Origin of the sequence: Streptomyces sp. NPDC060205, assembly GCF_042728395.1 — a bacterium.
In the GTDB taxonomy this organism is placed as follows: Bacteria; Actinomycetota; Actinomycetes; order Streptomycetales; family Streptomycetaceae; genus Streptomyces.
Genome location: NZ_JBHWZP010000306.1, coordinates 1 through 10,767 on the forward strand (window position 1 = coordinate 1; position 10,767 = coordinate 10,767).

The 10,767-nt window shown below is 71.7% G+C and carries 9 protein-coding genes; 3 read left to right on the forward strand and 6 right to left on the reverse strand.

Features of this window, described 5'->3' with window-relative positions:
• Positions 1-53: 53 nt before the first annotated feature.
• The 4 genes from ACFWGJ_RS35410 to ACFWGJ_RS35425 all read right to left on the reverse strand — a co-directional run bounded on the left by ACFWGJ_RS35410 (position 54) and on the right by ACFWGJ_RS35425 (position 5,714).
• Positions 54-2,141 (reverse strand): fructose-specific PTS transporter subunit EIIC, encoded by a 2,088-nt coding sequence (locus ACFWGJ_RS35410; RefSeq protein ID WP_387332797.1) that lies wholly within the window; start codon positions 2,139-2,141, stop codon positions 54-56.
• 151 nt (positions 2,142-2,292) lie between these two features.
• Positions 2,293-3,240: a 1-phosphofructokinase gene (gene pfkB / locus ACFWGJ_RS35415; protein ID WP_387332799.1), complete on the reverse strand. Its 948-nt coding sequence runs from the start codon at positions 3,238-3,240 to the stop codon at positions 2,293-2,295.
• A gap of 12 nt (positions 3,241-3,252) precedes the next feature.
• Positions 3,253-4,014, reverse strand: coding sequence for a DeoR/GlpR family DNA-binding transcription regulator (locus ACFWGJ_RS35420; protein WP_107015525.1), 762 nt, complete (start codon positions 4,012-4,014; stop codon positions 3,253-3,255).
• 125 nt (positions 4,015-4,139) lie between these two features.
• Complete coding sequence (locus ACFWGJ_RS35425) at positions 4,140-5,714, reverse strand: MFS transporter (RefSeq protein WP_387332801.1); 1,575 nt, start codon at positions 5,712-5,714, stop codon at positions 4,140-4,142.
• A 197-nt stretch (positions 5,715-5,911) separates the two neighbouring features.
• On the opposite strand from ACFWGJ_RS35425, the gene ACFWGJ_RS35430 reads away from it, so the two are divergent.
• The gene (locus ACFWGJ_RS35430; RefSeq protein ID WP_387332803.1) at positions 5,912-6,877 is read left to right on the forward strand and encodes a helix-turn-helix transcriptional regulator; all 966 of its coding nucleotides are present in this window, start codon (positions 5,912-5,914) and stop codon (positions 6,875-6,877) included.
• 552 nt (positions 6,878-7,429) lie between these two features.
• Here the strand turns inward: ACFWGJ_RS35430 and ACFWGJ_RS35435 are convergent.
• Positions 7,430-8,428: an RNA polymerase sigma factor RpoD/SigA gene (locus ACFWGJ_RS35435; RefSeq protein ID WP_387332805.1), complete on the reverse strand. Its 999-nt coding sequence runs from the start codon at positions 8,426-8,428 to the stop codon at positions 7,430-7,432.
• Between the two features lie 178 nt (positions 8,429-8,606).
• Here ACFWGJ_RS35435 and ACFWGJ_RS35440 point away from each other — a divergent pair, with 178 nt between their 5' ends.
• Positions 8,607-9,125, forward strand: a complete 519-nt coding sequence (locus ACFWGJ_RS35440) for a GNAT family N-acetyltransferase (protein ID WP_387332807.1) — start codon at positions 8,607-8,609, stop codon at positions 9,123-9,125.
• 59 nt (positions 9,126-9,184) lie between these two features.
• Here ACFWGJ_RS35440 and ACFWGJ_RS35445 read toward each other — a convergent pair whose 3' ends face one another.
• Complete coding sequence (locus ACFWGJ_RS35445) at positions 9,185-9,985, reverse strand: dioxygenase (RefSeq protein WP_387332809.1); 801 nt, start codon at positions 9,983-9,985, stop codon at positions 9,185-9,187.
• Between the two features lie 117 nt (positions 9,986-10,102).
• On the opposite strand from ACFWGJ_RS35445, the gene ACFWGJ_RS35450 reads away from it, so the two are divergent.
• Complete coding sequence (locus ACFWGJ_RS35450; RefSeq protein WP_387332811.1) at positions 10,103-10,606, forward strand: MarR family winged helix-turn-helix transcriptional regulator; 504 nt, start codon at positions 10,103-10,105, stop codon at positions 10,604-10,606.
• Positions 10,607-10,767 lie beyond the last annotated feature (161 nt).

Consider the following 10,767-nt stretch of genomic DNA (forward strand, 5'->3'; position numbering starts at 1 on the left):
GCCCGGGAGTTCGTCCCGGGCCACGGCCATGTGCTGTACGTGCGGCCGCGTGCTTACGCCGCCACCGGCTCCTTCTGCTGCGCCGCCGTCGCGGCCTCGGCGGACTTCTTCGCACCGCCGTCGGGAGCCTGCTTGCGCATGCCCTTCAGGGCGATGACCAGGCCGGCGGTGACCGCCGTGCCGGCCGCGATGGCCAGCAGGTAGAGGAACGGGCTGCCGATCAGGAAGGTGACCCAGATGCCGCCGTGCGGGGCGCGCAGGGTCGAGCCGAACGCCATGGTCAGGGCGCCGGTGACCGCGCCGCCCGCCATCGAGGCCGGGATGACCCGCAGCGGGTCGGCGGCCGCGAACGGGATGGCGCCCTCGGAGATGAAGGACGCGCCCAGGACCCAGGCGGCCTTGCCGTTCTCCTGCTCGGCGGGGGTGAAGAGCTTCTTGCGGATCGTGGTCGCCAGTGCCATGCCGAGCGGCGGGACCATGCCCGCGGCCATCACGGCCGCCATGATCTTCATCGCGGAGTCGCTGGGGTCCTGCACGGCGATCCCGGCCGTGGCGAAGGCGTACGCGACCTTGTTGACCGGGCCGCCCAGGTCGAAGCACATCATCAGGCCGAGCAGGACGCCGAGCAGCACCGCGTTCGTGCCGGAGAGCCCGCCGAGCCAGTCCGTCATCGCCTCCTGCGCCTTGGCGATGGGCTTGCCGATCACGATCAGCATCAGGAAGCCGACGACCATCGACGAGATCAGCGGGATCACGACCACCGGCATGATGCCGCGCAGCACCGGCGGGATCTTGATGCGCTGGATGGCGAGGACCACCGCGCCGGCCAGCAGACCGGCCGCCAGGCCGCCGAGGAAGCCGGCGCTGATGTTGGCGGAGATCATGCCGCCGACGAAGCCCGGCACGAGGCCCGGCCGGTCGGCCATCCCGTAGGCGATGTAGCCGGCGAGGACGGGGATGAGGAAGCCGAAGGCGACGCCGCCGATCTGGAAGAGCAGTGCGCCCCAGCTGTCGATCTGGCCCCAGTGGAAGACCTCGGTGACCGGCTTGGCCTCGTTGATCTGGTAGCCGCCGATCGCGAAGCCGAGCGCGATCAGCAGACCGCCCGCGGCGACGAAGGGGACCATGTAGCTCACGCCGGTCATGAGCCACTTGCGGAGCTTGGTGCCGTAGCCGTCGCCGGGGTCGCCCGCCCGGTCCACCGGGGTGCCGCCGGGCCGGGCGGCCGAGGTGGACTCGCCGCGTTCGGCCCTGCCGCGTACGTCGGCGATCAGCTCGGCGGGCTTGTTGATGCCCGCCTTCACACCGACGTCCACGGTCGGCTTCCCGGCGAACCGTTCCTTCTCCCGTACGGGCACGTCGTGCGCGAAGATCACGCCGTCCGCCGCGGCGATGACGGCGGGGTCGAGCCGGGTGAAGCCGGCCGATCCCTGCGTCTCGACGGTGATCTCGACGTCACCGGCCTCGCGGCCCGCGTTCTCCAGCGACTCGGCCGCCATGTAGGTGTGCGCGATACCGGTGGGGCAGGAGGTGACGGCGACGATCCGGAACGGCTGCCGGGCGCGGCCCTCGGCCGCGGGTTCGGCGGCAGGTGCAGCCCCGGCCGGGGTCTCTGCCGCCGCCGGAGCCGGCGCCGGTTCGGCCGGAGTGCCGGCCGTGGGCTGCGCGGCGGGTTCGGGCGTGGCGCCCGCCTCGGCGGGCTCGTCCCCGCGGATGAGCGCCGCCGCCGACTCCGCGTCGTCCGCCGACCGCAGCGCGGTCGTGAACTCGGCGTTCATCAGCTGGCGGGCCAGCGACGAGAGGATCGTGAGGTGGGCGTCGTCCGCGCCGGCCGGAGCGGCGATCAGGAAGATCAGGTCGGCGGGGCCGTCCGGCGCGCCGAAGTCGACACCGGCCGCGCTGCGCCCGAAGGCCAGGGTCGGCTCGGTGACGTGCTCGCTGCGGCAGTGCGGGATGCCGATGCCGCCGTCGAGGCCGGTCGGCATCTGGGCCTCGCGGGCGGCGACGTCGGCGAGGAATCCGTCCAGGTCGCTCACCCGCCCCAGAGACACCATGCGCTCGGCGAGGGCACGCGCCGCCGCTTCCTTCGTATCGGCGGACAGGTCGAGGTCGACCAGTTCCGCGGTGATCATCTCGCTCATCGCGGGCTCCTTCGCTCGCGTATCGCCCGGGGAGAGTGGTGGGCGGGGGTGGGGACGGGGACTGCTTCGGTCGCCTCAGCCGCTGCGGCTGCTGGGGCCGCAGGGGCTGGTGCGGCTGCCGGGGTTGGTGCGGGGTGGACCGAGGGGGTGCTCATGACGCCGGCTCCGTCAGGACGCGGTCGACCGGGATCTCCGCGGTGACCGTCACGGCGTCCGGGTCGAGGTTCGCCGGGCTCGGCATCACGCTGCCCGGCAGCTGGACGGCCGCCGCTCCGTGCGCGACGGCGGAGGCGAGCGCGCCGGGTCCGCTGCCGGCGGCGATGAGGAAACCGGCGAGGGAGGAGTCGCCCGCGCCCACATTGCTGCGTACGACGTCGACGCGGGCGCTCGCGAACCACGTGCCGTCCTCGCCGACGAGCAGCTGCCCGTCGGCGCCGAGGGAGGCGAGCACGGTCCGCGCGCCCAGCTCCCGCAGTTCTTCGGCGGCCTTGACCGCGTCGCCGACCGTGGCGAGCGGGCGGCCGACCGCCTCGGCGAGTTCCTCGACGTTCGGTTTGACGACGTCGGGCCCCTCGCGCAGGGCCGCGAGCAGGGCCGGTCCCGAGGTGTCCAGCGCGATGCGGGCGCCCGCCCGGTGGGCGCGGGCGACCAGTTCCGCGTACCAGGAGGGTGCGAGGCCGCGGGGCAGGCTGCCGCAGCAGGCGATCCAGTCGGCGTCGCGGGACTGCTCGCGTACCGCCTCCAGGAGCGACTCCTGCTCGGCGGGGGTGAGTTCGGGTCCGGGTGCGTTGATCTTCGTGAGGACGCCGTCCGCCTCGGCGAGCGCGATGTTCGAGCGGGTCGCCCCGGCGACGGGGACCGGTGCGACCTCGATGCCCTGGGCGTCGAGCAGGTCGGCGACGAGTGCGCCGGGGGCGCCGCCGAGCGGCAGGACCGCGACAGTGCGCCGGCCGGCCGCGGCGACCGCCCGGGAGACGTTGACGCCCTTGCCGCCCGGGTCCATGCGCTCGCCGGTGGCCCGGATGACCTCACCGCGGTCGAGCGAGGGGACCTCGTACGTGCGGTCGAGGGACGGGTTCGGGGTGACGGTGAGGATCATGCCCACTCGTTTCTAGACACAGAGCACTTCCGTGCCGCCGCGCTCGATGGCGGTGGCGTCTTCGGGGCTCAGCCCGCTGTCGGTGATCAGGAGGTCCACCTCGTCGAGGCCACCGAAGCGCGCGAAGTGTTCCTGGCCGTGCTTGGCGGAGTCGGCGAGCAGCACCACGCGGCGGGCCGCGGCGAGGGCGGCGCGTTTCACGGCGGCTTCGGCGAGGTCGGGGGTGGTCAGGCCGTGTTCGGCGGAGAAGCCGTTCGCGGCGAGGAAGACCACGTCCGCGCGGATCTCGCCGTACGCCCGCAGCGCCCAGGCGTCGACGGCCGCGCGGGTGCGGTGCCGGACGCGGCCGCCGATGAGGTGGAGCTGGACGCCGGGGTGGTCGGCGAGGCGGGCGGCGATGGGCAGGCTGTGCGTCACGACGGTGAGCGAGGCCTCCAGCGGGAGGGCGCCGGCGAGGCGGGCGACGGTCGTGCCCGCGTCGAGGATCATCGTGCCCTCTTCGGGCAGTTCGGCGAGGGCCGCCTTGGCGATGCGGTCCTTCTCGTCCGCGGCGGTGGTCTCGCGCTCGGCGAGGTCGGGCTCGAAGTCGAGCCGCCCGGCCGGTATGGCGCCGCCGTGCACGCGGCGCAGGAGTCCCGCCCGGTCGAGGGCCTTCAGGTCCCGCCGGATGGTCTCGGCCGTGACCTGGAACTCCTCGGCCAGCGATACGACGTCCACGCGTCCACCGTCACGTGCGAGCCGGAGGATCTCCTGCTGCCGCTCAGGTGCGTACATGCCCGTTCGCCTCCACTCTCTGCCCGAACCTGTGGTTTCCCTCGCAGGCTACGCCCGCGTTTCCGGAAAGTAAACAGGTTCGGGCATCGATGTGGGCATGAACGGGCATGTACGGGCGTCTGTGCTCAGCGGACGAGTTCGGGCTCCTGGTCGTCGGCGCGGGTGGGCGCACTCGGTGCCGCGGGCGCGTCCTCCGTCGCCTCCGCTCCCTCCACGTGCTGGGCCGGGCGCTTCGGGAGGGCGGACATCAGCAGGAAGATGACCGTCATCACGACGGCGACCCACACCAGCGCGTGCTGGAAGGCGTCGACGAACGCGGGGCCGACCTCGGGCGGCGCCAGGCGGTCGGACATCCGGCCGAAGAAGACGACGGAGACCAGGGCGAGGCCGAGGGCGTTGCCCATCTGCTGGACCGTGTTGATCAGGCCGGACGCCGAACCGGCGTGCTCGCGCGGCACCTCGGAGAGGACCGCGTCCGTCAGCGGGGCGACGATCAGACCCATGCCGAGGCCCATCACGACCAGCGGGAGGGCCATCTGCCAGGAGGCGATGGACAGGCCGTACCGCTCGGACTCCCAGATGTAGAGCAGCACTCCGGCGGCCATGGTGAGCGCGCCCGCCTGCAGCACCTTGCGGCCGAAGCGCGGCACCAGCTTCTGCACGGACAGACCCGCCGCGAGCGACACCGCGATCGAGAACGGTACGCCCGTCAGGCCCGCCCGCAGCGGGCTCCAGCCGAGGCCGGTCTGCATGTAGAGCGTCCAGACCAGGAAGAAGATGCCGAGGCCGATCCCGAAGACGGTCTGGACGGCGATGCCGGCCGCGAAGCTCTTCACCCTGAACAGGGAGAGCTCGACGAGCGGCGAACCGTCCCGCGCCGTCTTGCGCCTCTCGTACGCCACCAGCGCCGCGAAGACGACGAGGGAGCCGCCCATCGACACGTACCCCCAGACCGGCCAGTCCAGCTCACGGCCGCGGATCAGCGGGTAGAGCAGCATCAGCAGACCGACGGTGACCAGGGCGACGCCGACGAGGTCGAGCTTCAGGGCGCGCGGGGCCTTGGACTCGGTGATGAACTTCCGGCCCAGGATCAGGCCTGCGATGCCCACGGGGAGGTTGATGAGGAAGATCGGCCGCCATTCCAGGCCGAACAGGTTCCACTCGGTGAGCAGCGCGCCGAAGAGGGGGCCGGAGACCGCGCCCAGGCCCACGATCGCGCCGAACAGGCCGAAGACCTTGCCGCGTTCGTGCGCCGGGAAGGTGGCGTGCACGATCGACAGGACCTGCGGGACCATCAGCGCGGCCATCGCTCCCTGGAGGATGCGGGAGGCGACGAGCATGTCCGGGTTCACGGCGAAGCCGCAGAGCGCGGACGCGAGGGTGAAGCCGCCGATACCGATGAGGAAGAGGCGCTTGCGGCCGTGGATGTCACCCAGGCGTCCGCCGGTGATCAGGCCCGCGGCGAAGGCGAGCGCGTAGCCGGCGGTGATCCACTGGATCTGGCTGAACGTGGCGCCCGCGTCCCGCTGGATCGAGGGGATCGCGATGTTGACGATCGTCACGTCGACCAGGTCCATGAAGGCGGCCGTCATGACGATGGCCAGGGCGTACCAGCGGCGGCGGTCTGCGGTGGCCTTGACCGGCGTCGACGGGGTGGCCTCCCGGCCGGGGGGTGCGGGGGTGCTGCTCGGTGAGGTCATGTCCGCAAGGTAGGGCGGATGTAGGTCAGTTCTTGTCCTAGTTCTGAGGCATCCTCGCCGTAGCCGGTAAGCGAGGAAGGTTGCGGCTGGTTCGCGGGTGCGGGTGCGTGGGGGCTGGTCGCGCAGTTCCCCGCGCCCCTTGGGGGCTGGGCCCCTCGGGGGCCGCGCCCTGAGCGGTTCGACGAGAGGGAGACCCCATGAGTACGGATACTCCGGCGCGGCTGTTGCAGTTGTTGTCTCTTCTTCAGACTCCTCGGGAGTGGCCCGGTGGGGAGCTTTCCGAGCGGCTCGGGGTGTCCCGGCGGACCGTGCGGCGGGATGTCGACCGGCTGCGGGAGCTGGGTTATCCGGTGCAGGCGACCAAGGGCGCGGACGGCGGCTACCGGCTGGTCGCCGGGAAGGCCATGCCTCCGCTGGTTCTCGACGACGAGGAGGCGGTGGCGATCGCGGTGGGCCTGCGGGCCGGCGCGGGGCACGCCGTCGAAGGCGTCGACGAGGCCTCGGTCCGGGCGCTGGCCAAGCTCGAACAGGTCCTGCCGAGCCGGCTGCGCCACCGCGTCTCCACGCTGCAGGCCGCCACCACTCCCCTGACGACGGGCGACGGCGCCAGTATCGCGCCCGAGACGCTGACCACCATGGCCTCGACGATCGCGGGGCGGGAGCAGCTGCGGTTCGCGTACCGCGCGGGGGACGGGGCCGAGAGCCGGCGCCGGACGGAGCCGTACCGGCTCGTGTCGACCGGCCGCCGCTGGTATCTCGTCGCCTACGACCTCGGCCGCGAGGACTGGCGTACGTTCCGGGTCGACCGGGTGTCCGAGCCCTTCGCGACCGGCGCCCGTTTCGCGCGGCGCGAGCTGCCCACGGGGGACGCGGCCGAGTATCTGCGGCAGTCGATGTACCGGCGGCAGGAGACGTACGCGTTCGACGTGACGTTCATGGCGCCCGCGGACTTCATCGCGGCGCGGCTGCCCGCGTGGCTGGGGGCGCCCGAGCCGGTCGACGACCGGCGGTGCCGGCTGCGGGCCTCGACGGGCGACGCGGTGGAGTGGATGGCCGTGCGGCTCGCGATGGTGGACTGCGAGTTCACCGTGCACGCGCCGGCGGAACTCGTCGCGTGCGTACGGGACTTGGGGGGACGGCTCAGCCGGGCCGTCGAGGGCTAGCGGGCCGCGCGGGTGGGCGGCGGGCACGTGTCCTCGCACGTGGTGCGTCCGTCGGCGTCTTTTGCCTCCGTGACACAATGTGCCGCCTGGGTCACCCCGGGGTTCAGGTTCGGGGTGGCCCAGTCGTCGTGTCCGCACACCGCACGGCCGCTCGGAACGACCGCACGGAACGGCCGCTCGACCCCACAGATGGAGCCGAGCCCCGGCGCCAGGGGGGGGGAGGCGCCGGAGCTCGGCTCTGGAAGAGTCCCGGCACCGGGGGGAGTGCGTCGGGACTCGGCTATGGGGGGTCCTGGGGTTTGTGCCCCGGGACCGATGTGTTGAAGCGGCTGTAAACGGACTTCTGTGCGACCCGGTGAGCGGCTCTGACCAGCCACGCCGTGAGGCATGGCCGACACAGATCTGCTCGTCCGTCCCGCGGTAGGCTCGCATGCCCCCGAAACGGGGACCCATTCCCCTCCGCGAGGACCAGTTTTTCTCATCCCGGACGGGGCCCCGGGGCAGGGCCTGAACCACTGCCCGGACCGGGGCGCCGCCGGAGCCCGCAGGGGTCTACGCCGCCGCGTCGAACCCCGTGGAACGGGCCAGCTTCTTCAGTTCCATCAGCGCGTGCTTCTCGATCTGGCGGATGCGCTCGCGGGTGAGGCCGTGCTCCTTGCCGACCTCGGTCAGCGTGCGCTCGCGGCCGTCCTCTATGCCGTACCGCATCTTGATGATCGAGGCGGTGCGCTGGTCGAGGCGGCCTATGAGGTCGTCCAGTTCCTCGCTGCGCAGCAGCGTCAGCACGGACTGCTCGGGCGACACGGCCGAGGTGTCCTCCAGCAGGTCTCCGAACTGGGTGTCGCCCTCGTCGTCCACCGCCATGTTCAGCGAGACCGGGTCGCGGGCCCAGTCCAGGACGTCGATGACGCGCTCCGGCTTGGAGTCCAGCTCCGCGGCGATCTCCGTGGGCTCCGGGTCGCGGCCGTGCTCGCGGTTGAACTCGCGCTGCACACGGCGGATCCGGCCCAGCTCCTCCACCAGGTGGACGGGGAGCCGGATCGTGCGCGACTGGTCGGCGATGGACCGGGTGATGGCCTGACGGATCCACCAGGTCGCGTACGTCGAGAACTTGAAGCCCTTGCGGTAGTCGAACTTCTCGACCGCGCGCACCAGGCCCGCGTTCCCCTCCTGGATCAGGTCCAGCAGCGGGAGGCCGCTGCGGGGGTAGCGGCGCGCTACCGCGACGACCAGGCGGAGGTTCGACTTGATGAAGACCTCCTTGGCCCGCTCGGCCTCGGCGACCAGCGCTTCGAGCTCCTCGCGGGAGGCCTTCACCTTGGTGTCGGTGGTCTCACCGTCGAGAAGCTGCCGCGCGAAGACGCCGGCCTCGATGGTCTGGGACAGCTCGACCTCCCTGGCGGCGTCGAGCAGCGGTGTGCGCGCTATCTCGTCGAGATACATGCCGACCAGGTCGCGGTCGGCGATCTCGCCGCCTACGACGCGAACACTGCGTGCCGCGTCGGTCTCGCCGGAGGCGGACTTACGACGGGCGACGGCACGGGTTGCCATGCGTGCTCCCTTGCGATGGTGGGCTTGCGGGTCCTAGTGGTGTCTTTGGTGGCTGGGACACCCTCCCGAGTGCCCTGCTTCCGATGGAAACAACGACTGGAATCCGGACAGAATTCCCAACCCGGTCCTCGAATTTTCTGATCTTGCAGTATCCTGTGCCGCCGCCAAAGGAGGTCCGGTGTCGTCGGAACGTACAGAGGTCGAGGTCAGGCCGGGAGTCGAAGCCGACCTCGGTGCCCTCACGGACATCTACAACCACTACGTCCGTGAGACGCCGATCACCTTCGACACGGCGGTCTTCACCCCGGAGGAGCGACGTCCCTGGCTGCTCTCTCACCCTGAAGACGGCCCGCATCGGCTGATGGTTGCCGTGGACGCGGACTCACAGCGAATTCTGGGGTACGCCACATCGAGCGAGTTCCGGCCGAAGCCCGCGTACGCGACGTCCGTGGCGATGACGGTCTACGTCGCTCCCGGCGCGGGCGGGCGGGGCATCGGCACGCGGCTCTACGAGGCCCTCTTCGACGCGCTCGCGGGTGAGGACCTGCACCGGGCGTACGCGGGGATCGCGCAGCCCAACGAGGCGTCCGTGCGGCTGCACGAGCGGTTCGGGTTCCGGTACCTCGGTACGTACCGGGAGGCGGGCCGGAAGTTCGGCCGGTACTGGGATGTGGCGCGGTACGAGAAGGACCTCTGAGACCGGGCCGACCGGGCCCCTCCGAAAAGGGGGACTTCTTGAAGAAGAGGCGGGTCTCGTCAGCCGAACTGCACCGAGCGCTTGGCCAGGCCCAGCCAGAAGCCGTCGATCACGGACCGCTGGGACGCCAGGTCGCCGGCGGCGTCCGCCGCTCCCATGGTCACGAACAGCGGGGCGAAGTGCTCCGTGCGCGGATGGGCCAGCTGTCCGGCCGGGGACTTGTGGAGGAAGTCGAGGAGGCCGTCCACGTCCCCGGAGTCGAGCGCCTGCTGCCCCCAGGCGTCGAACTCGGCGGACCAGCCGGGGATGCCGCCCTGGCGCAGCGCGGCGAGGTTGTGCGTGAAGAAACCGGAGCCGACGATCAGGACGCCCTCGTCGCGCAGAGGGGCGAGCTTGCGGCCTGTCTCCATGAGGCGGACCGGGTCCAGCGTGGGCATGGAGATCTGCAGGACCGGGATGTCGGCCTCGGGGAACATCTCCACGAGCGGGACGTACGCGCCGTGGTCCAGGCCGCGGTCCGGGATGTCCTGGACCGGGGTGCCGGGGGCGCGCAGCAGCTTGCGGACGGACTCGGCGAGGGCGGGGGCGCCCGGGGCGTCGTAACGGACCTTGTAGTAGTGCTCGGGGAAGCCCCAGAAGTCGTAGACCAGCGGCACGGGAGCGGTGGCGCCGAGCGCCAGCGGGGCCTCCTCCCAGTGCGCCGAGACCATCAGGATCGCCTTGGGGCGCGGGAGGTCGGCGGACCAGGCGGCGAGCTGGCCGGGCCAGACCGGGTCGTCGGCGAGCGGCGGGGCGCCGTGCGAGAGGTAGAGGGCGGGCATGCGCTCCACGGCGGGGTGTTCCTCGGTGGCTGCGGACATGACTGCGGCTCCCTCTCGTACTGCTCGAAGCGAGATTGCTTGAAGTATCAAGCTCTGTTAGGCGGAGCCTACTCCCTACTTGTTTAAGATTCAAGAAGAGGCTCGTACAGTAGGTGTATGAACACGGCATCCGCTGACGAGCCGCGCTGGCTCAGTGACGAGGAACAGCGCACCTGGCGTGCGTTCATGCACGCGACCACGCTTCTTGAGGACCATCTCGACCGCCAGCTGCAGCGTGACGCGGGCATGCCGCACATCTACTACGGGCTGCTCGTGCAGCTGGTCGAGGCGCCGCGGCGGCGGTTGCGGATGACCGAGCTGGCGATGAGGGCGAAGATCACGCGCTCCCGCCTCTCGCACGCGATCGCCCGGCTGGAGAAGAACGGGTGGGTGCGGCGGGAGGACTGTCCGTCCGACAAGCGGGGGCAGTTCGCCGTCCTGACGGACGAGGGGTACGCCGTTCTCGAACGGGTCGCTCCCGGGCATGTGGCCGCGGTGCGGCAGGCGCTGTTCGACCGCCTCACGCCCAAGCAGCAGAAGGCGCTCGGGGAGGCGATGCTGCTCATCGCAGAGGGGCTTCAGCCGGAGGGGGCGGGGGCGGACCTGCCGTGGCTGCGGTAGCCGACTCCGCGGGGTGACGACGGCGGGCGTCTTGTGCGGTCCGGTGGGGGCGTTCGCGCCGTTCCTCGCGCCCCTTCAAGGCGGGCCTCGGCCGTCGCGGGCCGCGCCCCTTGCGGGGCAGGGGGCGTGTGCCCGGGTGCGGGTCCGGTGGGGGCTGGTCG

Bases quoted from the DNA above. Each gene is read 5' to 3' on its own strand.
- ACFWGJ_RS35420 (WP_107015525.1), bottom strand. From the start codon at position 4,014: ATGTACGCACCTGAGCGGCAGCAGGAGATCCTCCGGCTCGCACGTGAC.
- ACFWGJ_RS35445 (WP_387332809.1), bottom strand. From the start codon at position 9,985: ATGTCCGCAGCCACCGAGGAACACCCCGCCGTGGAGCGCATGCCCGCC.
- ACFWGJ_RS35410 (WP_387332797.1), bottom strand. From the start codon at position 2,141: ATGAGCGAGATGATCACCGCGGAACTGGTCGACCTCGACCTGTCCGCC.
- pfkB (WP_387332799.1), bottom strand. From the start codon at position 3,240: ATGATCCTCACCGTCACCCCGAACCCGTCCCTCGACCGCACGTACGAG.
- ACFWGJ_RS35435 (WP_387332805.1), bottom strand. From the start codon at position 8,428: ATGGCAACCCGTGCCGTCGCCCGTCGTAAGTCCGCCTCCGGCGAGACC.
- ACFWGJ_RS35425 (WP_387332801.1), bottom strand. From the start codon at position 5,714: ATGACCTCACCGAGCAGCACCCCCGCACCCCCCGGCCGGGAGGCCACC.
- ACFWGJ_RS35450 (WP_387332811.1), top strand. From the start codon at position 10,103: ATGAACACGGCATCCGCTGACGAGCCGCGCTGGCTCAGTGACGAGGAA.
- ACFWGJ_RS35430 (WP_387332803.1), top strand. From the start codon at position 5,912: ATGAGTACGGATACTCCGGCGCGGCTGTTGCAGTTGTTGTCTCTTCTT.